Here is a 22,256-nt window from a genome sequence, read left to right on the forward strand (position 1 = left end):
TGCTGGCCTTTGTGCTGTCGGCGGCGCTGGCCGGCCTGGCCGGGGCCACCAAGGCGCTGGTGTTCGTGTCGGCCACGCTGTCGGATGCGACCTGGCAGATGTCGGGGATGGTGATCCTGATGACGCTGATCGGCGGCCTGGGTACGTTCACGGGTCCGGTGCTGGGCGCTTTCATTGTGGTGATGCTGGAGAACAAGGTGGGCGAGTTCGGCCGCTTCCTTAGCCAAGCAACGGGGGTGCAGTGGTTCCAGGTACTGGGCGAGTCGGTGACGATTGTGATCGGACTGATCTTCATCATCTGCGTGATGGCGTTCCGGCGCGGGATTATCGGGGAACTGGTGCATCGGTACAAGAAGGCCTGACTTTTACGTTTCCATAAGCCAATGATTAGGGGCGCCTGTTTTTAAATGGGCGCCTCTTTTCTATTTGGAATGTCTTCTGGATTGAGTTTCTACTTTTTGGTCCTCAGTGGTTCTCAAATGGGCGTTCCCGGCGCGGCTAGCAGGTCGGTAGGCCTTCGCTATTGCGTTGCGTTTTCCTGGTTTCTTAAACGGCGTGGCGGGTAAGCCGGGACCGTGCTCCCATCGCCGCGGCCCCTGCGGGGCTGCCCTTGCCATTGCCTCAAGACGGAGGCCGGGCGTGAACTCATGAATTTTCAGCCGCCTGTGGGCTGAAAATCCATTCAAACAGCACGCCCTCTTACGCCTCCGTCTTGAGGCAATGGCCGCGGCTTGCTCAAAGGTCGCCCGCCCCCGGCTTACCCGCCACGCCTTCAAGGTCCATGAAGTGCAAACATCCATGGCGAAGGCTGGGAGCTTATTCGCATCAGTATGATGCATAGGGGTGGGAGCGCGACGACTTGAATCATGCGCTTCCACTAAATCCGGTTGAAGTGTGCCCCCATGCTTGCGGCACCGCAGTGTTGAGGGCTTTCTGATTCCTCGCGCGGGCACGGCTGGCGGGCCTGGGGACGGGCGACCTTTGAGCAAGCCGCAGGCCTTGCTTCGGGGCGGGAGCGTAAGAGGGCGTGCTGTCTGAGCCGGATATCAGCCCACAGGCGGCTGATATCCGGCGAGTTCACGCCCGGCTCCCGCCTCGAAGCAAGGACAAGGGCAGCCCCGAAGGGGCCGCGGCGATGGGAGCACGGCCCCAGGCCCGCCAGCCGTGCCTTGAAGAACGACATGATGCGAGACCGGTAATGTCCGTAGCTGCGACTATTTCAGGCGCGAGCGGCTTCCTTCTTGGCGTTACCAAGGCCCAGATAGCTTTCAATAACGCGCGGATTGCCGCTAAGCTCCTTGGCCTTGCCTTCCAGAACGACCTCGCCCGTCTCCAGCACATAGCCGTAATCGGCCACCTGCAAGGCGGCGCGGGCGTTCTGTTCGACAAGCAGGATGGCCACACCTGTACTGCGCAGGCGGGCGATGATCTGGAATATCTCGCGGACAATGCGCGGTGCCAGGCCCAGGCTGGGCTCGTCGAGCATCAGCAACTGGGGTTGCGCCATAAGCGCGCGGCCCACGGCCAGCATCTGGCGTTCGCCGCCGGACAGGGTGCCGGCCTGCTGCGCCTTGCGTTCACGCAAACGCGGGAACAAGTCGTAGACTTCGTTGATGGTTTCCTTCCAGCCGTGCTTGCCGGCCCGGTACAGGCGGAAACCGCCCAGCAGCAGGTTGTCTTCGACGGACATGCTGCCGAACAGCTCGCGCCTTTCGGGCACCAGCGAGATGCCGTCGGACACGCGGCGTTCGACTTGCCATGAGCCGATTTCAGCGCCCAGATACTGGACGGATCCGGAGCAGTTGCCGGTGGCCGGCAAGGATCCCATGATGGAATTGAGCAAGGTGGACTTGCCCGCCCCGTTGCCGCCGATGACGGTGACTATGCTGCCGCGCGTGACGGCAATGTTGGCGCCGACGACAGCGTTGACCTTGCCGTAGCGGGCCGAAAGGTCGGTCACCTGCAAGATGGGATGCTTGGGTTTGCCGGTGCTCATGCCATGCCTCCCGCGCTGGATGCCGTGGCGGCGCCGTGGCCGGGAATGGGCAGGTCGTCAAAATTGAAATCGTCGTCAATGCCGCCCAGGTAGGCCTCCAGCACAGCGGGGTTGCGCTGGATGTCGGCGGGCAGGCCTTCGGCCAGCTTGATGCCGAAGTCCATCACGACCAGGTGATCGGTAAGATTCATCACAAAATCCATATCGTGCTCGACCAGCAGGATGCTCATGCCTTCCTGGCGGAGCTGATCCAGAACTTTGGCCAGTTCCTGCTTTTCTTTGTAGCGCAAGCCTGCGGCCGGTTCGTCCAGAAGCAGCAGGATGGGGTCGGCGGCAAGCGCCCGCGCAATCTCGAGTATGCGCTGCTGGCCCAGTGCCAGGTTGCCTGCCTGCTCGTACAGGTAATCGCCCAAGCCTACGCGCTGCAACTGCTTGGCGGCTTCGTGCAGCAGCTCGGCTTCGTCGCGCCGCTCGGTGCGCAAGGCGGCGGCCAAGACCCCCACCTTGTTGCGCAGATGCGCGCCCAGGGCCACGTTTTCGAGCACAGTCATGGTGGGCAGCAATTGCACGTGCTGGAAGGTGCGTCCGACGCCAAGGCGGGCGATCTCGCGCGAGGGCAGGACATCCAGCCTTTCGCCAAGGAAGCGAACCTTGCCCCGCGTGGCGGGCAACACGCCGGTGATCAGATTGAAGGTGGTGCTTTTACCAGCGCCGTTGGGGCCGATCAGGCCCATGATTTCGCCCGCCTTCAGCGAGAAGCTGATGTCGTTCACGGCGACCAGCCCCCCGAATTCCTTGCGGATGGAGTCGACTTCGAGCACCAGCGAACCCTTCTTGGGCCTGGGCCGCTGAAGCAGGTCCGGGGCCTGGGGCGGAGCCGCGATGCGCCGCCGTTCGGACTTGCCGGTCAACGCCAGCCACCACGAGGACAGTATGGGCCAAACGCCGTCGCGCGCATATTGCAGCACCAGTATCATCAGGACGCCGAATACGATCAGTTCAAAGTTGGAGCTGGTGTCGAGGATCTTAGGCAGCACGTTCTGCAACTGATCCTTGAGCGTAAGGATAAGCCCCGAGCCCAGCACGGCGCCCCACACGCTGCCCGCGCCGCCCACCACCGCCATGAACAGATACTCGATGCCGTAGTTCAGGCCGAATGGGCTGGGGCTGACCGCGCGCTGCATATGCGCATACAGCCATCCTGAGACACACGCCAGCAAGGCGGCGTACACAAAGATGATGACTTTGTATCGGGCCATGTCGATGCCGAAGGACTCGGCCATGCCGCCGCCGCTTTTCAGGGCGCGTATGGCGCGGCCCGGACGGGAATCGAGCAAATTGCGGGTCGCCAGCATGGAAAGCAGGACGAAGATCCAGATCAGGTAATAGATATGGCGGCCCTTGCCCAGCGACCAGCCGAAGAATTCGATGGGTGCGATGCCGGCAATGCCATCGTATTGGCCCAGGAAATCCAGGTTGCCGAACAGGTAGTACAGGGACAGGCACCACGCTATGGTGCCCAGGGGCAGATAGTGCCCCGACAACCGCAGAGTGATCGCGCCCAGGACATAGGCCACCAGGAAGGTAAGCAATAGGCCGATCAGCAGCGCCACCCAGGGCGACCAGCCCACAGAGGTGGTCAGCCAGGCCGTGGTGTAAGCGCCGATGCCGACGAAAGCGGCCTGGCCGAACGATGTCAGGCCGCCTATGCCCGTCAGCAAGACCAGGCCAAGCACGACCAGGCTCGCCAGTCCGATGTAATTGAGGTGCGTGATCCAGAACTCGGGAGTTCCCGGAATCAGGGGAAGCGCGGCCAAGGCCAATACGACGACGGCGAGCAATAAACGATTCATCTGCTTACTCCTCATCATCGGCATGATGCACGCCGAAAGAACGCCACAACAGCACGGGGATGATCAGCGTAAACACGATGACCTCTTTGTATGCGCTGGCCCAGAACGACGAGAACGCTTCAAGTATGCCGACGAACAGGGCTCCGCCCGCGGCAATGGGGTAGCTGATGAGTCCGCCGAAGATGGCCGCCACAAAGCCCTTCAGGCCGATCAGGAAGCCGGTATCGTAGTAAATGGTGGTAACCGGTGCGATAAGCATGCCGGACAAGGCGCCGATGGCGGCCGCCAGCGTGAAGGTCAGGCTGCCCGACATATTGGTGCTGATGCCGACCAGCCGCGCGCCGCGGCGATTGACGGCGGTGGCGCGCAACGCGCGGCCATACAGGGTCTTGCCGAAGAATATCCAGAGGCCCAGTATGAGCAGGACGCAGGTGCCCAGCACAAAGAAGGTTTGCGCCGACCAACTGACCACGCCCATATGCACTTCGCCCTCCATGAAGGGCGGCGTGCGCCAGCCTTCGGCGCCGAAGAACACCAGTGCCAGCCCCGTCAGGGCAAAATGGACGGCTACCGAAATAATAAGCAGGACCAGCACGCTCGCCTCGGCCACCGGCTGGTACACCAGGCGGTAAAGCATGGGTCCCAGCGGCACGACCAGGGCCATGGAAAACAGGACGTTGATCCACAGCGAGGTATCCTTGCTGACGATATAGGGCGCAAGCAGGTAGAGCCCCAGGGGCAGCAGGACAGACCATGAAAACGTCTTGGCCATGCCGTTCCAGTTGCTGCCGCGCAGCGCCGCCAGGACTTCGACCAGGAAGACCAGCACACCCACGATAAGCAGCAAATTGACCGTTCCCGGAATGCGTCCATTTACCATGAACGCCAGAGTCAGCGCGCCAAAGGCGACGAATTCGCCTTGCGGTATGAAGATGACGCGGGTCACCACAAACACAAGCACGAGCGCCAGGCCCAATAGCGCATAGATGGCGCCATTCATGACGCCGTCCTGCAGCAGTATCAATACTATTGTTGTATCCATTTCCGGAAAGCCAAGAAGTCGGGGCGCAAGAAACGCCTTGCGCCCCTACAACGAATCGACGTGGAATGCATGCCGGCGCCGCGCGGCGCCGGCATGCGTCACGGTATTACAGGTCGGGCTGGTATGTCCATTTGCCGTCGACCACTTTGACCATTACGCGCGCACGCTTGTCGAAACCGGCGTGATCGGTGGCCGACATGGAAAACACCCCTTGCGATGCCGGCAGGTCTTTGATCTGCTCGATGGCGTCGCGCAAGGCCTTGCGGAACTCCGCCGTGCCGGGCTTGGCGCCCGTCTTCAAAGCATGGGGAATGGCCGTGGAGATCAGCAGGCCGGCATCCCACATATGGCCGCCGAAGGTATTGATGGTGCCCGCGCCGTACTTGGCTTCATACTTGGTCTTGTATTCGAGCGCGCTTTTCTTGACCGGATTGCTGTCGGGCAGTTGGTCGGCCACCAGCAGCGGACCCGCGGGCAGGATCATGTCGTTGCAGTCTTTGCCGCAAACGCGCAGCACGTCGTTGTTGGCGGCGCCGTGCGTTTGATACATGATGCCTTTGTAGCCGCGGCTTTTCAGTTCGCGCTGCGGCAAGGCCACCGGCGTGCCCGAGCCTGCGACCAGGATGCCGTCCGGCTTGGCCGCCACCAGCTTCAGGGCTTGGCCCGTTACGCTGGTATCGGTACGGCCATAACGCTCGACCGCAACCATCTTGATGCCCTTGGCCTTGGCGGCTTCGGTCATGACATTGAGCCAGCCTTCGCCGTAGGCGTCGGTATAGCCAATGAAGCCCAGAGTCTTGACGCCCTGCTTTTCCATGGCGTCAGCCAACGCGCCGGCCATCAACTGGTCGTTCTGGGGCGTCTTGAACACCCACTGGCGCGCGCCTTCGACAGGCTCGACGATCTTGGCATTGGCGGCCACGCTGATCATGGGCGTCTTGGTTTCGCCCGCGACGTCCACCATGGCCAAGGAGCCGGGGGTAACCGAGGTGCCGACCACCACGTCGACATTGTCGTCGGTGATCAGCTTGCGCATGTTCTTGACCGCGACCGTGGTGTCGGTGCCGTCGTCCAGAACGATGTATTCGATTTTCTGGCCGGCGACCTCGGTGGGCAGCAAGGCGACGGTATTGCGCTCGGGAATGCCCAGCGACGCGGCGGGTCCGGTGCTGGCGACCGTGATGCCGACCTTGATTTGAGCAGAAGCCATCAGGGGCAAGGACAGGGCGATCGCGCCGGCCAATACCGAAAGTCGAGCTGACTGATTAATATTCATTGCTTGTCTCCATGGTAGACATGATATTCGCCGTCCCGGGAAGTGGCGAATCCTAACGTTATACAAAAACCAGCCCGTTATTCAAATAAACGTATCATTTTTGACCGGCAAAAAACAATCGTTTTTGGCTGCGATAGTTTAAGGTTCTAGCGATTATGGCGGTTGATTGGAAATTATCGACAAAAACGGATACAAAGTCTTTTAGGGGATTCCCTGCATAGACAGGCCAAAAAATAGACTTCTAACAGTTTGGGGAACCACTTGTCCCCCGCAAAGTCGATTAACATGGTAGTTAATGCAAGCCTGTTTTCCTATAGGTACACACATGGACAAGATTGAAAAGACCGACGCCCAGTGGCGCGCGGAGCTGACCCCGCAGGAATATGCCGTAGCGCGCCAAAAAGGCACGGAACGCCCGTTTACCGGACGCTATTGGGATACCCGCGAACATGGCATTTATCGCTGCGTGGGCTGCGGCACCGCCCTGTTCGCCTCCGACACCAAATTCGATGCCGGCTGCGGCTGGCCCAGCTATTTCGAGCCTCTCGATCCAGCCCATGTCCGCGAAGAAACCGACACCTCCTTGGGCATGGTGCGAACCGAAGTGCTTTGCAATGTCTGCGACTCCCATCTGGGGCATGTCTTTCCCGACGGTCCTCCCCCCACCGGCCTGCGCTATTGCATCAACTCCGTTTCGCTGAAGTTCGAGCCCGCATAAATGAAGAAATTCCTGTTTGACCTGTTTCCGCTGATCCTGTTTTTCATAGCGTTCAAGTTTGCCGACATTTTCACCGCGACGGCGGTGGCCATTGCTGCTGGCATAGGCCAGTTCATCTGGCTGAAGGCCACCGGCAAGGCCATCGAGGCCACGCACTGGATCAACCTGACCGTAATTGTCGTCTTCGGCGGCGCCACGCTGTTCTTCCATAACGATGCCTTCATCAAATGGAAGCCCACGGTGCTGTACTGGCTGTTCGCCGCCATACTGGTGGGCGGCAAGCTGTTCTTCGGCCGCAATCTAATGCAAAAGCTCATGGGCTCCAAGGTGGACATGCCTCCCGCCATATGGGACAAGCTTAACTACAGCTGGGCGGCCTTCTTCGCGCTGTCGGGCGCGTTGAATCTGTATGTGGCTTTCTCGGGTGCCTTCACCGAATCGCAGTGGGTCAATTTCAAGGTATTCGGCCTGATGGCGCTGCTGCTGCTGTTCGTGATCGCCCAATCGATATGGCTGGGCAAGCACATGAAGGAAGAGCAGCCCCAGGCCATTACGGGAACCGGGGAACCAAAGGACCGATCCTGATGTCTACAGATCGCATGAAGTTATTGGAAGAGCGCCTGGCACCCCTGGCGCCCACTTATCTGGAAATCATCGATGAATCGCATCTGCATGCCGGTCACGCCGGCAGCAAAGGCGGGGCCAGCCATTTCCGCCTGCTCATCTGGACTGAACAATTCGAAGGGCTTACCACCCTGGCGCGGCATAGGCTTGTGTATGATCGCGTTCACGATTTAATGCCTTATCCCATTCATGCCTTGGCCATCGTCGCCAAAACCAACCCTTAAAGGAATTACATGAAACGACTTGCTGTATTCGCCGCCGCCTGCGTGATAGCCCTGCCCGTCTATGCGCAAACGGTCGCCACCGTGAATGGCCAGTCCATTTCACAAGAAAAACTGGATCAGTTCGTGGCCCTGCTGATCGCCCAGGGCGCGCAGGACACGCCCGAGCTGCGTACGCAGGTCAAGCAGGAAATGGTCAACCGCCTGGTCGCCGTGCAGGCTGCTGAAAAAGCGGGCATCGACAAGCAGGCCGACGTCAAGCAGGAAATCGAACTGGCACGCCAGAGCATCCTGGTTCGCGCCCTGATGGCCGACCACCTGAAAAAGAATCCGGTTACCGACGCGAAGATACAAGCGGAATACGACCAGATCAAAAAGGAACAGGCCGGCAAGCAGGAATACAAGCTGCGCCACATCCTGGTCAAGGACCAGAAAGCCGCCGAAGACCTGACTGCGTCGATCAAGGCCAAGAAGGTAACGTTTGAAGCGGCCGCCAAGAAGGATTCGCTGGATCCAGGCAGCGGCAAGAACGGCGGCGAACTGGGCTGGGGCCCCGCCACCAACTACGTGCCCGAATTCGCCGAGGCGGTGCAGAAGCTGAAGAAGGGCCAGATGACGGACAAGCCGGTGCAAACGCAATTCGGCTGGCACATCATCCAGGTTGAAGACACACGCGATGTGAAATTCCCTGATCTGGCCGAAGTGAAGCCGCAGATTGAAGAAATGATGCGGCAGCAGCAGTTGGCCGAGTTTCAGCAGAAGCTGATCAAGGACGCAAAAATCAAGTAAAGGATGGATGGGTGGAGCTTCGCTCCACCTTTCGATCTCGTCGGCGGCGTACAGGGCTTTATTGCTTCTGTGACGCCGCTTTTTTGCTTTTGAAGCGTTGCGTTTAAGGCCGCTGGTGCTACGTGGCTGTCGAGACGGCGTGGTTTAGATCTTGGTGTCTCTTGCTGTCGAGACGCCGCAGGTGGGCGGGTGTGGCGCGGGCCGGCCCGTCAAGCGGTCGCGCCGCTACGCGGCCCGACTCCCCGCATCTGCCTCGTCCAGCCGGGCGTCGGCCGAACTCCCTACGCTGCGCTCCGGTCAGACAGCGGCCGCCGACCACCCCCGGCCTCCCTTCGTCAGCATGCGGCGCTTGCCGAAGGCCTTGCCCGCGCCACACCCGCCCACCTGCGGCTGCATCGTAGTCAATTGGAATAGCACGCTTCCTAAGTGATCGGCTTACATGGTTGCCACGCGTTGCTACGAATCGGCACTTCATAAACCGCTATCGTTGAACATACCTATCACACGCCCTTGTACTTGGACCGTGGATGATCACACTTATTCAGGTCCGTGTGCCTGGGCCCCAGACAGGCGGTTCGCAGGCGCCGCTCGATTGTGCGGAATCGAGGATGCAAGGACGCGTTGTTCGAGCGGGACGTTTTCGGACAGCCGGTGGCTGTCCGACCCGCGAGTTCGCGGACGCCTCGATTCCGTGCGATCGGGCGGGAAGTCATGGCTTGCCATGACCGCATGCGCTTAGCCTGGCTGGGGCCCAGGCACACGGACCGGGGCAAGAACCGAGTAAGAACCAAGAGCCAAGAGCCAAGAGCCAAGCAAGTGATCACATCACACGCTGAAGCAGAAAAACCGCTAAGCCAGATACGCCTGTATCCGTTCCTTCAAACCCGGCACCGACAGCGAACGGACCAGCATCGCCATGTCCCTATCGTAGTCGTGGTCCGCCAGCGCTTCGTACAACATCGCACGCGCCACGGGGCTCAGGTTTACTGACGTATCCAACGCCGCCTTCACGATCTCCGGCCAGTCGCCCTTCTCCGCGACCTGCGTGGCAAACTCCATGGCCTGTGCCTGGACCGCATCGAAGGTTTCCGAGCTGTCCAGAATCTGAGTGGCTTTTTGCACACCCACCAGGGCGGCAAACCGCGTGCTGCCCAGCACCAGGCCAAACTTCAGCCCGGGCATGCGGAATGTGGCGTCCGGCGTGCATATCCGCCAATTGCATGCGGCGAACAGGTCCACGCCGGCGCCGAAGTTCCGTCCATGCGCCAGTGCGACCGTCAGCACGGGCGACGTTCCCAGCCTTTGCAACAGCTGCTGGATGCGGACGAACCGCCAGCATGTCTGGGCATGCGTTTCGTCTTCGATGCCCGTAAAGTCGAAGCCCGCCGAAAAATTCTTGCCATTGCCTTCCAGAACGACGAGCCGCAAGGAACTTCCTTCGGCGGCATTGAGCGCAGCGTGCAACTCTTCAACCAACTCCGCGGAAAGAGCATTTCTTTTCTCGGGCCGATTCAGCTTTATGTGCAATACCGCTGCATCCTGCGTGACGATTTCAAGACTATTCATCCCGCAGCTCCTTGGCGGCCAGGGATGCTTTCAGCTCCGCAGTGTGTTCTCCCAGCGCGGGCGGCCGCAAGCACGCTTGCGGGGTTTGGCCATTGAAGCGGATCGGAGACATGAAGCTGCGCGTCATTTGGCCATTCGGCAGCTCAAGCTCTTGCACCCAGTCCATATGCTGAACCTGTGGGTCGTCAAGGATTTCAGAATAGGAGTTGATGGGGGCGCATGGTACGCCGGCGGCCCTGAATACTTCCAGCCAATGCTCGCTGCCCTCGTTCTGGAAAACGTCCTCGAGTATCTGCAGAAGTTCACCTTGATTCTTGGCGCGGTCGCCAGGCGATCCAAACCGGTTGTCGTCCAATAGGTCGGTCCGCGCTATGGCGTGGCATACATTGCTCCAGAGGGCATTGTTGCCCGCTGCCATCCCGAAATAGCCATCGCGGCAGCGAAAAACCTGGTATGGCGCATTCCTGGGATGCGCCGAACCCAACTTCCGGGGATTCTTGCCGCTGCCGAAGTACTCGGAAGTTTGCAAAGCGGCAATGGCAAGGGACGAACCCAGCATGGACACGTCGATATGCATGCCTTTACCAGTCGATTCGACCTGGCGCAATGCGCTGACTGCGGAAAAGGCGGCATAGAGCCCGGTTGCGAAATCGGAAACCGGAACCCCGCATTTGACGGGAGGCCCATCGGGCGTGCCGGTGACGCTCATGATGCCGCTCATCGCCTGCATGGTCAGGTCGAAGCCCCCTTCCTGGGATCGCGGGCCTGTTTGGCCATAAGCGGAGAGAGAGCAATAGACAAGCCGGGGATTGATTTTTTTCAGGTCTTCGTAACCCAGGCCCAGCCTGTCCATGACGCCCGGGCGGTTGTTCTCGATCAGGATATCGGCCGTGCCGACCAGCTGCAGCACAAACGATATGTCGACCGGATCCTTCAGGTTGGCGGTGACCGACTTTTTATTCCGATTAAGGGATGCGAAGTTCTCGCTATAGCCTTCGGTCAACGGCGGCCAGCTGCGCAGGGTGTCGCCACCCTGCGGATTTTCAACCTTGATGACTTCAGCTCCCATATCGGCTAATAGCATTCCGCAAAACGGACCTGCTGCCACATTACATACTTCCAGGACCGTAATTCCTGCCAGGGGTTTGCTAGACATGCTGTTATACCTTTATGCAACTTTGCGGCCGGATTTTCCTTTCCGGCCCATATTTAATTGATCTTGATATTCGCCTGCTTGGCAAGCGCTTTCCACATTGGCACTTCAGTCTTTATGACCTGATCCAATTCCGCAGGGGTGCCGCCGACGGCAACCGCTCCCTGTGCCAGGAACGCATCCTGTATTTTTTTATCTTTGGCCGCCGCCGCAACGGCAGCCTGGATTTTATTGATGATTTCCGGTGGCGTGTTGGCTGGCGCGAACATCGCATACCACGAATCCACATTGAAGCCGCTGATGGTTTCCGAGACGGATGGCACATCGGGAAGAACAGGAGTGCGGTCCTTGGTAGAGACAGCCAGCGCCTTCAGACGACCGCCTTTGATATGCTGCGTAACCGAGGGCAACGAAACCCACAGCAAAGGTATGGTGCCGCCCAATACGTCTATCGTTGCGGGACCGCCGCCCCGATAAGGAATATGCGTAAGATTCAGGCCGGTCTTCATTTTGAAGAGCTCGCCCGCAATATGGCTGGGAGAACCGGTGCCGGCCGAGCCATAGGGAACCTCGTCGGGGTGCTTCTTGCTGTACTCGATCAGTTCCTTCAGCGACGAGGGAGGAAATTTCGGATTGGCCACCAGGATCTGCGGCGCCGAAGCCACCATCGAAATCGGGCTGAAATCCTTTTCCGTGTCAAACGGCAAGTTGGAGTAAATAGCGGGATTGATCGTGTGGGAAGATAAGGTGATCAACAAGGTGTAGCCGTCGGGCTTCGCCTTGGCGACGATTGCCGTGCCGATGGTACCGCCCGCGCCGCCTTTGTTCTCCACCACCACCGGTTGCCCCAGGGCCTTGGACAAGGGATCCTGCAAGATCCGCGCCGACACATCGACGCTACCGCCCGCGGGATATGAAACTATCAGGGTTATCGGCTTGCTCGGATAGGTTTCGGCGCTCGCCGTCGAGAATGCGGACATGCCAAGGCATCCGCCCATTGCCGCGGCAAAAATAGCGCCCCGTGCCATGCGCCCCAATGGGGAACGGACTGCCTGGCGGGAATTACGCGTAGTAATGAACATAGTGTCTCCTTTTTATAATGAACGGACACAGGAATGTCCGCTTTTTCTATGCTTTAGATAGAAAGTTCGATCAGGCACTATTTTATGGGTTCTGAAATCTATAACAATGATTCTAAAATACAGAATTCGAATAAGAAAATACGCATATGAACAATACCCTTCGGGACGGCCTGAGAATCATGGATTACCTGGCCTATGCCGATCGCCCCATGTCGCTAACCGAGATTTCAGAAGCATTGGAATTGGGCAAGAGCAAAACGCATCGATTGCTTCAGACCCTGATTCAGGCCAACTATGCCTTCCAAAGCGAATCTTCGAAATACATGGCATCCATCAAGCTTTGGAAGCTGGGATCCGCCATGCTGCGCCACGCCACTTTGCGCTCCATGGCGGAAGCGGAGATGCAAAGCTTGATGGAGCAAACCGGGGAAAGCGTGCACTTGTCCGTGCTGGAAGACATGGAAATCGTGTATCTGCACAAGATAGACAGCGACAACCCCGTGCGCGCATACAGCCAGATTGGCGGCAGGATGCCCGCATTTCAGGTCGCCACCGGAAAAGCCATGCTGGCTTTCAAAAGCGATTCGGCATTGAAGGAGCTTTACAAGGCTTCGATTGCCAAGGGCTTCGCGCTGCAAAAAAGCGAAGAACAGTGCCTGAATGAAATGAAGGAAATACGCCAATCCAGAGTCGCCACCAATCGGGGGGAATTTCGGGCGGACGTATATGGCGTAGCCGCCCCTATTTTTGACCGCATCGGCAATGCGATCGCGGCTATCGGCGTTTCCGGACCCGCGCATCGCTTCAGCGCCGACCGGCTGGATTTTTTTGCTAGCCAAGTCAAACGCAGCTCCGAATTTATTGCCGACAAGCTATTCGGGCAGCCCCGGAATAGCCCCTGGCCATGAACCAGGCATAGCCGCAGGACCAGCAGCCAAGGGCTGGCCCGCCGCAGCGACGCCCCATTCCGCAGGCCAAGCAGGCCCATTCCACGCAGCAATGCAGCGAAGCGGCGATGCAGCAAACAGCTATCCCGACCATTCACCGTAGCCCGGATCGTGGATACATACCCCTATCCAGGCCCGTGTGCGTGGGCCCCAGCCGGGCGGTTCGCAGGCGCCGCTCGATTGCACGGAATCGAGGATGCAAGGACGCGTTGTTCGAGCGGGACGTTTTCGGACAGCCGGTGGCTGTCCGACCCGCGAGTTCGCGGACGCCTCGATTCCGTGCAGTCGGGCGGGAAGTCATGGCTTGCCATGACCGCATGCGCTTAGCCTGGCTGGGGCCCAGGCACACGGGCCGGGGCAAGAACCATCGATCCCTCCGCTCGAACCCCATAAGAAAAAATAGTAAAACTACATAAAAAAACAAACCCAGTGATTACACCCATCATTGCCGTACACCCTGTGCAACTGACATTACCCTCCAACTACAAAAACACAGCCATTTCTCAAGCAAACAAGCCCACCATTACGCTCCTAACATTGCCCATAATATGTAGTTAAACTACAATACCACCTCAAGCAGCCCGTCACCCTCACCGGAGGAGCACATCGTCATGGCATTGAACAGCGCCGTCCACACCGTTACTGAGCGGATCATTGCACGCAGCCGCAAGACCCGAGACCTTTACCTGGCCCGCTCGCGCGCCGCCTACGGCAAGAAAGTAGAGCGCAGCCACCTGGGCTGCACCAACCTCGCCCATGCCTTCGCCGCCATGCCCAACGCCGAAAAGCAAAGGCTGAAGGAAGCCTCGCGCCCCAACCTGGCTATCGTATCCTCGTACAACGACATGCTCTCGGCCCACCAGCCGCTGGCCGCCTACCCCGCCCTGATCAAGCAAGCCGCCTTCGCCGTCGGCGCCACCGCCCAGTTCGCCGGCGGCGTGCCCGCCATGTGCGACGGCGTCACCCAAGGGCAGACCGGCATGGAGCTCAGCCTGTTCTCGCGCGACGTCATCGCCATGGCGACCGCCGTTGCGCTCAGCCATCAGATGTTCGACGCCGGCCTATTCCTGGGCGTGTGCGACAAGATCGTTCCCGGCCTGCTGATCGGCGCGCTCAGCTTCAGCCACCTGCCGGCTGTCTTCGTCCCCGCCGGCCCCATGGGCACCGGCATCTCGAACAGCGACAAAGCCCATACCCGCCAACTGTACGCACAAGGCAAGATAGGCCGCGAAGAACTGCTGGAATCCGAATCCCAGTCCTATCACGGCCCAGGCACCTGTACCTTCTACGGCACCGCAAACTCCAACCAGATGCTCATGGAGATCATGGGCCTGCACCTGCCCGGCAGCGCCTTCATCCCGCCCAATACCGCCTTGCGCGAAGCCCTGACGCGCGCCGCGGCGCAGCGGGCGGTGCAAATCAGCGCCCAGGGCGAGGAGTTCACGCCGCTGGCCGAAGTCATCGACGAAAAAGCCATCGTCAATGGCATTGTCGGCCTGCTGGCCACCGGCGGCTCCACCAACCACACCCTGCATTTGGTCGCGATTGCCCGGGCGGCGGGCATCGCCGTCAACTGGGACGACTTCTCCGACCTGTCGGCCGCGGTGCCCTTGCTGGCGCGCGTCTACCCCAATGGCGGCGCCGACGTGAATCATTTCCATGCCGCGGGCGGCATCGGCCTGATCATTGCGGAACTGCTCAAGGCCGGCCTGCTGCACGAAGACGTAAAAACCGTGGCCGGGGACGGCTTGGCGCATTACACGCAGGAACCGTATCTGGATGAGGGCAAGCTGGCCTGGCGGCCCGTCACGCCTGTCTCGCTGGATATCCAGGTCATCCGGCCGGCCGATGATCCGTTCAGTCCCGATGGCGGATTGAAGCTGCTGCGCGGCAACCTGGGCCGCGCCGTCATCAAGGTATCGGCGGTCAAGCCCGAGCATCGTGTCGTCGAAGCGCCCGCGCGGGTGTTCAACAGCCAGGACGAGCTGCTGGACGCTTACAATAAGGGCGAATTGGCACGCGACTTCATCGCCGTCATCCGCTACCAGGGGCCCAAGGCGAACGGCATGCCGGAATTGCACAAGCTGACTCCGGCGCTTTCCGTGTTGCAGGACCAGGGATTCAAGGTGGCGCTGGTCACCGATGGGCGCATGTCGGGCGCCTCGGGCAAGGTTCCCGCCGCCATCCATGTGTCTCCCGAGGCCCTGGCCGGCGGGCCTCTTTCCCGGCTTCAGGACGGCGATATGCTGCGGCTGGACGCCGGCACAGGCGAACTGGCGGTGCTGGCTCCTGCGGACTGGGCGCGGCGCGATCCGGCCCGGGTCGATATCAGCGCTCACCAGGCGGGCTTCGGGCGCGAACTGTTCGCCTCCTTCCGCCTGCATGCCGACGTCGCCGAATCGGGCGCCGGCACCTTCGAGCATCCCGATTGGATCACCCCGGAAACCATTACTGTCTTATAGCGAGCAATGAACAAATGAATGCACTTGAACTGCTGGAACAAAGCCCCGTCATGCCGGTCATTGTCATCAAGGACATCGACACGGCCGTGGAACTGGCGCAGGCCCTGGTGGCGGGCGGCGTGCGCAGCCTGGAAATCACCTTGCGCTCCGATACCGCGCTGCAAGCCATCAGCCTAATCAGCCAATCAGTTCCTGACGCCCTGGTCGGCGTAGGCACGGTACGCAGCGCCAAACAGCTTGAGGCCGCCGTCGCCGCGGGCGCCCGCTTCGGCGTCAGCCCCGGCCTGACCGCCGAGATCGCGCAGGCCGCGCGTACCTCCGGCATTCCCTTCCTGCCGGGCGTGGCCACCGCATCCGAATCCATGTATGCGGCCGACCAGGGATTTACCGTGCAGAAGCTGTTCCCGGCCGAAGCGGTGGGTGGCGTGGCATTGCTCAAGGCCTTGCAAGGCCCTCTGCCCGATATCGTGTTTTGCCCAACCGGCGGAATCAATGCCGCCAATGCCGGGCAGTATCTGGCATTGTCCAATGTGAAATGCGTGGGCGGATCGTGGCTGACACCCGAAGCGGCGGTCGCCGGCCGGCAATGGGACGAGATCACGCGCCTGGCGAAACAGGCCTGCGCGATCCGCTAAAGACGGCCGCTGGCTTGACGCGGGCGCGGCTTACGTCGCGGCGCCCGCCGTGTCGTAAGCCGCCAGCGGCTTCTTGCCTTGCAAGGCAAGAAGCAGGTTGTCGACGGCCATCACCGCCATCGCCTGCCGGGTTTCATGCGTAGCCGAGCCGATATGCGGCAAGGGCAGCACTTTAGGGTGATCGCGCAGCGGCGAATCCTGCGGCAAGGGCTCGATATCGAACACATCCAGGCCCGCGGCGCGCAAGCGGTCCTGATCCAGGGCATCCAACAGCGCCGTTTCCTGCACGATGGGACCGCGCGCGCCGTTGATCAGTATGGCACCGGGCTTCATCAACGCAAATTCCTTCGGGCCCAGCATGCCCTCGGTCTGCGCGGTCAGGGGCAGCACCACCACAATGAAGTCGGACTGCCGCAGCAACTCGTCCAGCGTCGCGGCATGCGCCTTGCCGTCCGGCAAACCGCTGGCGACCGGAGTGCGCGTGTGATACAGCACCGGCATATTGAAGCCCAGAGCCGCGCGCTGGGCCAGCGCCTGGCCGATACGGCCGTAGCCCAATATGCCCAGCGTCTTGCCATGCACGTCCCAACCGTATAAGTCCTGGCCGATACTGCGCTTCCAACGGCCTTGCTGCACATACCGGCCCAGCTCCAGGATGCGGCGGCTGGTGGCAAGCATCATGGCGAAGAGCAGATCGGCCACGGTCTCGGTAAGAACGCCCGGGGTGTGGCACAGGACGATGCCACGACGATGCAAGGCATCGAGTTGGTATTTATCGACACCCACGGAAATACTGGAGACGACCTCCAGATGCGGCGCACGTGCCAACACCGCCTCGTCTATAGGGTAGCTGGAACCGATCAGGCCCTGGGCCTGCGGCAAAGCGTCCAAAAAGGCTTGCTCCTGCCCGGCAACGCGCGGGTCGGCCACCACGACATCGTGTTCCCGCCGTATCCGCTCCAATTGCTCGTCCGGCAAGGCCCGGTAAACCAATACCTGCTTTCGATTCATTTTCGTGGACTCCCCAATAAACAGACATGTCGGCGCCCGGCGGCCCGAACTCGGGTTCAGCGGCCGGCCTGCTCCAGCTCGTGGCGCGTGGGCAAGCCTTCGGTGTCGCCCAGCACCTGAACGGCGCGCGCGCCTATCCAGCTGCCGCGCTCGACCGCCCGCCGCAAAGGCAGGCCGGCCAGCAAGGCGCTGATGACGCCAACCGCGAATCCATCGCCGGCGCCCACAGTGTCGATAACTTTTTCAACCGGGAAGCCCGGCACATAAGCCTGCTCGACGCCATTGTCGAAGTAGGCGCCGTCGGCGCCCAGCTTGATGACGACCAGGCTGGCGCCGTGCTCGCGATAGTGGCGCGCGATTTCCTCCGGCGTATCCAGTCCCGTCAGCAAGCGCCCTTCTTCGAGTCCCGGAAACACCCAGTCGGCGCCGTAGGCAAGCGCGTTGATTCCCTCGCGCATGGCGTCGGTCGACGGCCATAAGGTGGGCCGCAGATTGGGGTCGAAGGACACGGTCTTGCCTGCCGCGCGCATCAGGCTCATGGTCTTGCGCGACACCTGGTAGCAGTTGTCGGATATGGCGGCGAATACGCCGGTACTGTGCAGATGCCGAGCGCTGGCAAGCCAGGGCTCGTCGATGTCGGCCGGCTGCATCTGGCTGGCCGCCGAACCCTTGCGATGGTATTCGACCGGGGGATCGCTGCCGTCCGTGACGCGCCCCTTGAACTGCATGGCTGTGCGCTGCTGCGGATCGCAGATCACATGCGAACAATCGATGCCCTCGCGCTGCATTTCGGCCAGCAGGTAGCGCCCCGGGGAATCGGCACCCAGGCGGCTGGCCCAGCCCACCTTCAGGCCCAGGCGCGACAGGCCGATGGCCACATTGGTTTCCGCACCCGCCGTGCGCTTGTAGAAGGCCTGCGCCTCTTCAAGAGGCCCGGGCCGATCGGCCACAAGCATCATCATGGCTTCGCCGAAGGTCACCACATCCAATGCCGTGCTCACAATCCATTCTCCAGATTTCGCAATTGTTGCACGGCCCCGCGCGTGACGGCCAGGAGATCGTCGCCAATCAGCGGATACTCGATGGCGCAAGGAAGGCCGCGAGGCATGGCGCGGAACACCGCCCGCCATGGCGCCGCCGAAGCCTCCAAAGGCACGGCGACCCAGCGTGCCGGCGTGCGTTGAACGCCCTTGCAGTGCACATACCGGACACGCGGCGAAAGAGCCTGCGCCGCCTGCAAGGGGCATTCGCCCAGCCAGTGCCAGTTGCCCATATCGAAGGTCATGCCCAAGGTGAGCCCGGCGGTGTCCAGGCCCTCGAAAAATCTCTGCAAGGCTGACAGCGTTCCGGCGCTCTCGGTCTGGTCGTTCTCGATAAGCAGACGCAGGCCCTGCAAGCGCAAGCGTCCCTCCAGGTCCGCCAGGCCGGCGGCGGAGGCGGCGTTGAATCCGCCTATGGACATTTTCAAAATCGAGGCGCCCAGGGCTTGGGCGCGCGCCACGCCCAGCTCGAGCGCCGTGGCGGAAAACCGCCCATCGGCGTCCCACAGCATATCGGGGCTGGAATAGAAGCAGGCCAGTCCGGTCTCGCGCACGACGGCCGCCAACTCCGGCAGTTCGCTGTCGGTGTCGCGCAGCAGTTCGCCACGCACTTCGATGCCATCGGCGCCCGCCGCATGGCACAGCCTGGCGAACCAGGCCTGCCCATGGCGCTTCACTTCGGAGGCGCCAAAGGATGATAAGGATACGATGATCTGATGCGACGAATTCATGGTTCCGCTTCGGCCGCCCGTGCGCGGCCCAGTCCCTGGACAGGGAAAAAGACAAAGGCAAGCCTAAGGCCTGTCGACGCTAAAGGAAAAACCGCAGTGGCCCTAGTGGTTCAGTATCTGGCCCAGGAAGTTGCGGGTCTTCTCTTCCTGCGGATTGCTGAAGAACAGCTCCGGCGTAGCCTGCTCGACGATTTTCCCGTCAGCCATGAAGATCACGCGATTGGCCACGCTGCGGGCAAAACCCATTTCATGGGTCACGCACAGCATGGTCATGCCGTCCTCGGCCAGCCCTATCATGGTGTCCAGCACTTCCTTGACCATTTCCGGATCCAGCGCCGAGGTGGGCTCATCGAACAGCATGACCTTGGGCGTCATGCACAGCGCACGCGCGATGGCCACCCGCTGCTGCTGCCCGCCCGACAACTGGCTGGGATACTTCAAGGCCTGGTCGCCGATGCGTACGCGCGTCAGGTACTTCATGGCCAGCGCCTCGGCCTCGGCCTTGCTCGTGCCGCGCGAACGCATGGGCGCCAGCATGCAGTTCTGCAGCACCGTCATGTGCGGAAACAGGTTGAACTGCTGGAACACCATGCCCACTTCCTGGCGCACGGCGTCGATGTTGCCGGCCTTGGCCGTCAGGTCGATGCCATCCACCACGATGCGGCCCTTCTGGGCTTTTTCCAGCCCGTTGATGCAGCGGATGAGCGTCGACTTGCCCGAGCCCGAAGGGCCGCAGATGACGATGCGTTCGCCGGCGGCAACGGTCAGGTCGATGTCGGTCAGGACGTGGAAGGCGTCGTACCACTTGTTGAGCGCCTCGATCTCGATAATCGTCCCGCCCAAGGCGGGACGATCCGGATCGACAGCAGGCGCGGTCTGTCTGTCTGTCATGATCAATCGCTATGCAATCAGGATTTCTTCAGCTCGGGCAAAGGAGTGCCCAGCCATTTCTGGAACAGCTTGCTGAATTCGCCGTTCTGGATGTTCTTGTCGACCAGTTCGTTGACTGTCTTGAGCGTATTGGCTTCGCCCGGACGCATGGCCACAGCCATTTCCTGCTGCAACAGAACGAATTTATTTTCAAAACGGTCCGGCGAACGCTTGGCGATCTGCGCGGCGACCGTGGTCGAGCAGCCTATGGCATCCACCTGGCCCGACAGCAAGGCCTGCATGGCCGATGCGTCGTCATCGAAGCGGCGGATATTCGCGTCCTTGGGCGCGACCTTGGTCACGGCGATATCCTGGGTGCTGGCGCGCGCCACGCCAATCCGCTTGCCGGCCAGGTCTTCAGCCTTGGCTATCTTGGTGTCCTTGCCGCCGAACACCACGATCTGGGCCGCCGAATAAGGATGGGAGAACTGCACTTGCTTGGCGCGCTCGGGCGTGATCGCCAGGGAAGCAACCAGCATGTCGACCTTGTTGGTCAGCAAGTAGGGGATGCGGTTGGGGCCGGTCACGGGGACGATGTTCACCTTCACACCCAGGTCCTTGGCCAGTTGCCTGGCCACGTCGGCGTCGTAGCCGTCGGGCTTGTTTTCGGTGTTAAGGATGCCGTAGGGCGGGAAATCGACGAGCATGCCGATGGTGAGCTCGCCCTTTTCCTTGACCTGATCGATGGTTTCCGCGGCGGCGGATGTTGCGCCAAGCGCCAGTGCGGCGCAACCGGCCAGCACAGTTGCGCCGACGAGCTTGCGCATCTTCTTCATAACGAACATATCATGTCTCCAAAGTCGGATAAAAACAGTGATAAAAAAAGGGAATGAAGGATTCCCGAACCCTAATCAACGCGACAATGACAAGGCCAGGCGCCGTTCCATATAGCCGGCCAGCAGCGACAACGGCCAGCACAGCAGGAAATAGATGACGGCAACGACCGAGAAAACCACCATGGGCTGGAAGGTGGCGTTGTTGATGATCTGTCCGGCGCGGGTCAATTCGGTAAAGCCGATAATCGCCGCCAGCGACGTGCCCTTGACGATCTGCACCAGGTAGCCCACCGTGGGCGGAACCGCGATCTTCAGCGCCTGGGGCAGCACCACGTCGCGCATCTTGTGCCGGTACGACAGACCCAGCGCCTCGGCCGCTTCCCACTGTCCGCGCGGAATGGCCTCGATGCACCCGCGCCAGATCTCGCCCAGGAACGCCCCGCTGTTCAGCGTCAGCGCCACCGCCGCCGCCGCCCACGGATTGACATCCAGGCCGATGACGGGCGCACCGAAAAACACCAGGAACAATTGAAGCAGCAGCGGCGTGCCGCGGAACAACTGGATAAAACCAACGGATAAGTTGCGCGCCAGCCGGCTCTCGGACGTGCGCGAAAGCGCCACGATCAGCCCCACCACTCCGCCGCCGGCAAAGGCGATCAGCGAGAGCAGCACCGTCCACTGCGCCGCCTCCAGGATGAACCAAAAATCGGTATAGCCAAACGTACGCATTATCGACGGTCCGGGTAGTTGAGGCTCCACTGGAACACCAGCCGGAACACATAGGAAAAAGCCAGCGTCAGCAACAGGTAGATCACCGTGATCACAATGTAGATCTCGAAGCTGCGAAAGGTCTCGGACTGCAGGTTCGCCGCCACCGAGGTCAGGTCATCGGCCGAAATCACCGAGACCACGCTGGAAGCCAGCATCAGCAGGATGAACTGGCTGGTCAGCGCCGGGTAGATGGCCTTCAGGGCGGGCTTGAGGATCACAAAGCGGAAGATGTCCAGGCGCGACAGGTTCAGCGCCAGCCCGGCCTCAATCTGCCCCTTCGGAATGGATTCGATGCCGGCGCGCACGATCTCGGTGGCGTAGGCGCCCAGATTGAACACCATGGCCACCAGCGCGGCCGTGTACGGCGACCAGCGCACCCCGACCGCCGGCAGGGCGAAGAAAAAGAAGAACAGCTGCACCAGAAAGGGCGTGTTGCGGATGACTTCGATGTAGGCGTTGATCAGCCAGCGCAACGGGGCCGGGCCCGCCGTCTTGCCCCAGGCGCAGACTATGGCCACCAGCAGCCCGAACAGCATGGCCAGGAAGGACAGCTGTATCGTCATCCACGTGCCATGCAGCAGCAGGGGCCAGGCCTCGAAGACCGGACCGAATTGAAAGGAATAATTCACGTTG

22 protein-coding genes are annotated in these 22,256 nt (G+C 60.9%); 8 read left to right on the plus strand and 14 right to left on the minus strand.

Annotation, left to right across the window (positions count from 1 at the left end):
* On the plus strand, positions 1–362 hold a 362-nt coding region (locus V0R37_RS21000; protein WP_420376370.1), incomplete at its 5' end, for an ABC transporter permease subunit.
* Positions 363–1,219: 857 nt separating this feature from the next.
* Here the strand turns inward: V0R37_RS21000 and V0R37_RS21005 are convergent.
* The 4 genes from V0R37_RS21005 to V0R37_RS21020 all read right to left on the minus strand — a co-directional run bounded on the left by V0R37_RS21005 (position 1,220) and on the right by V0R37_RS21020 (position 6,167).
* A complete protein-coding gene (locus V0R37_RS21005) occupies positions 1,220–1,996 on the minus strand; it encodes an ABC transporter ATP-binding protein (RefSeq protein ID WP_420376371.1) in 777 nt (258 codons plus the stop codon).
* Positions 1,993–3,849 carry a branched-chain amino acid ABC transporter ATP-binding protein/permease gene (locus V0R37_RS21010; protein WP_420376372.1) on the minus strand — a complete coding sequence of 619 codons (1,857 nt, stop codon included), beginning with the start codon at positions 3,847–3,849 and terminating at the stop codon, positions 1,993–1,995. The genes V0R37_RS21005 and V0R37_RS21010 overlap by 4 nt, the downstream gene beginning before the upstream one ends.
* 4 nt (positions 3,850–3,853) lie before the next feature.
* On the minus strand, positions 3,854–4,891 hold the full coding sequence (locus V0R37_RS21015; RefSeq protein WP_420376373.1) for a branched-chain amino acid ABC transporter permease: 1,038 nt from the start codon (positions 4,889–4,891) through the stop codon (positions 3,854–3,856).
* Positions 4,892–4,997: 106 nt separating this feature from the next.
* Complete coding sequence (locus V0R37_RS21020) at positions 4,998–6,167, minus strand: ABC transporter substrate-binding protein (protein WP_420376374.1); 1,170 nt, start codon at positions 6,165–6,167, stop codon at positions 4,998–5,000.
* Positions 6,168–6,492: 325 nt separating this feature from the next.
* On the opposite strand from V0R37_RS21020, the gene msrB reads away from it, so the two are divergent.
* Genes msrB through V0R37_RS21040 form a run of 4 tightly spaced genes read left to right on the plus strand, consistent with a single transcriptional unit; the run spans position 6,493 to position 8,519 of the window.
* Positions 6,493–6,885 (plus strand): peptide-methionine (R)-S-oxide reductase MsrB, encoded by a 393-nt coding sequence (msrB, locus tag V0R37_RS21025; protein WP_420376375.1) that lies wholly within the window; start codon positions 6,493–6,495, stop codon positions 6,883–6,885.
* Positions 6,886–7,470, plus strand: coding sequence for a septation protein A (locus V0R37_RS21030; protein ID WP_420376376.1), 585 nt, complete (start codon positions 6,886–6,888; stop codon positions 7,468–7,470).
* Positions 7,470–7,733: a BolA family protein gene (locus V0R37_RS21035; protein WP_420376377.1), complete on the plus strand. Its 264-nt coding sequence runs from the start codon at positions 7,470–7,472 to the stop codon at positions 7,731–7,733. The genes V0R37_RS21030 and V0R37_RS21035 overlap by 1 nt, the downstream gene beginning before the upstream one ends.
* A 9-nt stretch (positions 7,734–7,742) precedes the next feature.
* Positions 7,743–8,519 carry a peptidylprolyl isomerase gene (locus tag V0R37_RS21040; RefSeq protein WP_420376378.1) on the plus strand — a complete coding sequence of 259 codons (777 nt, stop codon included), beginning with the start codon at positions 7,743–7,745 and terminating at the stop codon, positions 8,517–8,519.
* Positions 8,520–9,368: 849 nt separating this feature from the next.
* Here V0R37_RS21040 and V0R37_RS21045 read toward each other — a convergent pair.
* The 3 genes from V0R37_RS21045 to V0R37_RS21055 are packed head-to-tail and all read right to left on the minus strand — an operon-like array spanning position 9,369 to position 12,320.
* Positions 9,369–10,085 (minus strand): enoyl-CoA hydratase/isomerase family protein, encoded by a 717-nt coding sequence (locus tag V0R37_RS21045; RefSeq protein WP_420376379.1) that lies wholly within the window; start codon positions 10,083–10,085, stop codon positions 9,369–9,371.
* Positions 10,078–11,241 carry a CaiB/BaiF CoA transferase family protein gene (locus V0R37_RS21050; RefSeq protein ID WP_420376380.1) on the minus strand — a complete coding sequence of 388 codons (1,164 nt, stop codon included), beginning with the start codon at positions 11,239–11,241 and terminating at the stop codon, positions 10,078–10,080. The genes V0R37_RS21045 and V0R37_RS21050 overlap by 8 nt, the downstream gene beginning before the upstream one ends.
* 53 nt (positions 11,242–11,294) lie before the next feature.
* Entirely contained in the window at positions 11,295–12,320 is a 1,026-nt protein-coding gene (locus V0R37_RS21055; RefSeq protein WP_420376381.1) for a Bug family tripartite tricarboxylate transporter substrate binding protein, read from the minus strand.
* Between the two features lie 146 nt (positions 12,321–12,466).
* On the opposite strand from V0R37_RS21055, the gene V0R37_RS21060 reads away from it, so the two are divergent.
* From V0R37_RS21060 to eda, 3 genes are all read left to right on the plus strand, one after another.
* Positions 12,467–13,228, plus strand: a complete 762-nt coding sequence (locus tag V0R37_RS21060) for an IclR family transcriptional regulator (RefSeq protein ID WP_420376382.1) — start codon at positions 12,467–12,469, stop codon at positions 13,226–13,228.
* A 650-nt stretch (positions 13,229–13,878) separates the two neighbouring features.
* On the plus strand, positions 13,879–15,729 hold the full coding sequence (edd, locus tag V0R37_RS21065) for a phosphogluconate dehydratase (protein WP_420376383.1): 1,851 nt from the start codon (positions 13,879–13,881) through the stop codon (positions 15,727–15,729).
* Between the two features lie 14 nt (positions 15,730–15,743).
* Positions 15,744–16,364 carry a bifunctional 4-hydroxy-2-oxoglutarate aldolase/2-dehydro-3-deoxy-phosphogluconate aldolase gene (eda, locus tag V0R37_RS21070; protein WP_420376384.1) on the plus strand — a complete coding sequence of 207 codons (621 nt, stop codon included), beginning with the start codon at positions 15,744–15,746 and terminating at the stop codon, positions 16,362–16,364.
* A gap of 30 nt (positions 16,365–16,394) precedes the next feature.
* Here the strand turns inward: eda and V0R37_RS21075 are convergent, their stop codons facing one another.
* The 7 genes from V0R37_RS21075 to V0R37_RS21105 all read right to left on the minus strand — a co-directional run bounded on the left by V0R37_RS21075 (position 16,395) and on the right by V0R37_RS21105 (position 22,252).
* On the minus strand, positions 16,395–17,375 hold the full coding sequence (locus V0R37_RS21075; RefSeq protein WP_420376385.1) for a 2-hydroxyacid dehydrogenase: 981 nt from the start codon (positions 17,373–17,375) through the stop codon (positions 16,395–16,397).
* A gap of 56 nt (positions 17,376–17,431) precedes the next feature.
* Entirely contained in the window at positions 17,432–18,376 is a 945-nt protein-coding gene (locus V0R37_RS21080) for a sugar kinase (RefSeq protein ID WP_420376386.1), read from the minus strand.
* Positions 18,373–19,146, minus strand: a complete 774-nt coding sequence (locus tag V0R37_RS21085) for a sugar phosphate isomerase/epimerase family protein (RefSeq protein ID WP_420376387.1) — start codon at positions 19,144–19,146, stop codon at positions 18,373–18,375. The genes V0R37_RS21080 and V0R37_RS21085 overlap by 4 nt, the downstream gene beginning before the upstream one ends.
* Before the next feature lie 102 nt (positions 19,147–19,248).
* Positions 19,249–20,037, minus strand: coding sequence for an amino acid ABC transporter ATP-binding protein (locus tag V0R37_RS21090; protein WP_420376388.1), 789 nt, complete (start codon positions 20,035–20,037; stop codon positions 19,249–19,251).
* A gap of 17 nt (positions 20,038–20,054) precedes the next feature.
* The gene (locus V0R37_RS21095) at positions 20,055–20,861 is read right to left on the minus strand and encodes a transporter substrate-binding domain-containing protein (protein WP_420376389.1); all 807 of its coding nucleotides are present in this window, start codon (positions 20,859–20,861) and stop codon (positions 20,055–20,057) included.
* 66 nt (positions 20,862–20,927) lie between these two features.
* Positions 20,928–21,581: an amino acid ABC transporter permease gene (locus tag V0R37_RS21100; RefSeq protein ID WP_420376390.1), complete on the minus strand. Its 654-nt coding sequence runs from the start codon at positions 21,579–21,581 to the stop codon at positions 20,928–20,930.
* On the minus strand, positions 21,581–22,252 hold the full coding sequence (locus V0R37_RS21105) for an amino acid ABC transporter permease (RefSeq protein ID WP_420376391.1): 672 nt from the start codon (positions 22,250–22,252) through the stop codon (positions 21,581–21,583). Before V0R37_RS21105 ends, V0R37_RS21100 begins: the two co-directional genes overlap by 1 nt.
* Positions 22,253–22,256: the final 4 nt, after the last annotated feature.

Source organism: Pollutimonas rozaliensis (genome assembly GCF_048751585.1).
GTDB lineage: Bacteria > Pseudomonadota > Gammaproteobacteria > Burkholderiales > Burkholderiaceae_B.

Bases quoted from the DNA above. Each gene is read 5' to 3' on its own strand.
- V0R37_RS21005 (WP_420376371.1), bottom strand. From the start codon at position 1,996: ATGAGCACCGGCAAACCCAAGCATCCCATCTTGCAGGTGACCGACCTT.
- V0R37_RS21010 (WP_420376372.1), bottom strand. From the start codon at position 3,849: ATGAATCGTTTATTGCTCGCCGTCGTCGTATTGGCCTTGGCCGCGCTT.
- V0R37_RS21015 (WP_420376373.1), bottom strand. From the start codon at position 4,891: ATGGATACAACAATAGTATTGATACTGCTGCAGGACGGCGTCATGAAT.
- V0R37_RS21020 (WP_420376374.1), bottom strand. From the start codon at position 6,167: ATGAATATTAATCAGTCAGCTCGACTTTCGGTATTGGCCGGCGCGATC.
- msrB (WP_420376375.1), top strand. From the start codon at position 6,493: ATGGACAAGATTGAAAAGACCGACGCCCAGTGGCGCGCGGAGCTGACC.
- V0R37_RS21030 (WP_420376376.1), top strand. From the start codon at position 6,886: ATGAAGAAATTCCTGTTTGACCTGTTTCCGCTGATCCTGTTTTTCATA.
- V0R37_RS21035 (WP_420376377.1), top strand. From the start codon at position 7,470: ATGTCTACAGATCGCATGAAGTTATTGGAAGAGCGCCTGGCACCCCTG.
- V0R37_RS21040 (WP_420376378.1), top strand. From the start codon at position 7,743: ATGAAACGACTTGCTGTATTCGCCGCCGCCTGCGTGATAGCCCTGCCC.
- V0R37_RS21045 (WP_420376379.1), bottom strand. From the start codon at position 10,085: ATGAATAGTCTTGAAATCGTCACGCAGGATGCAGCGGTATTGCACATA.
- V0R37_RS21050 (WP_420376380.1), bottom strand. From the start codon at position 11,241: ATGTCTAGCAAACCCCTGGCAGGAATTACGGTCCTGGAAGTATGTAAT.
- V0R37_RS21055 (WP_420376381.1), bottom strand. From the start codon at position 12,320: ATGTTCATTACTACGCGTAATTCCCGCCAGGCAGTCCGTTCCCCATTG.
- V0R37_RS21060 (WP_420376382.1), top strand. From the start codon at position 12,467: ATGAACAATACCCTTCGGGACGGCCTGAGAATCATGGATTACCTGGCC.
- edd (WP_420376383.1), top strand. From the start codon at position 13,879: ATGGCATTGAACAGCGCCGTCCACACCGTTACTGAGCGGATCATTGCA.
- eda (WP_420376384.1), top strand. From the start codon at position 15,744: ATGAATGCACTTGAACTGCTGGAACAAAGCCCCGTCATGCCGGTCATT.
- V0R37_RS21075 (WP_420376385.1), bottom strand. From the start codon at position 17,375: ATGAATCGAAAGCAGGTATTGGTTTACCGGGCCTTGCCGGACGAGCAA.
- V0R37_RS21085 (WP_420376387.1), bottom strand. From the start codon at position 19,146: ATGAATTCGTCGCATCAGATCATCGTATCCTTATCATCCTTTGGCGCC.
- V0R37_RS21090 (WP_420376388.1), bottom strand. From the start codon at position 20,037: ATGACAGACAGACAGACCGCGCCTGCTGTCGATCCGGATCGTCCCGCC.
- V0R37_RS21095 (WP_420376389.1), bottom strand. From the start codon at position 20,861: ATGTTCGTTATGAAGAAGATGCGCAAGCTCGTCGGCGCAACTGTGCTG.
- V0R37_RS21100 (WP_420376390.1), bottom strand. From the start codon at position 21,581: ATGCGTACGTTTGGCTATACCGATTTTTGGTTCATCCTGGAGGCGGCG.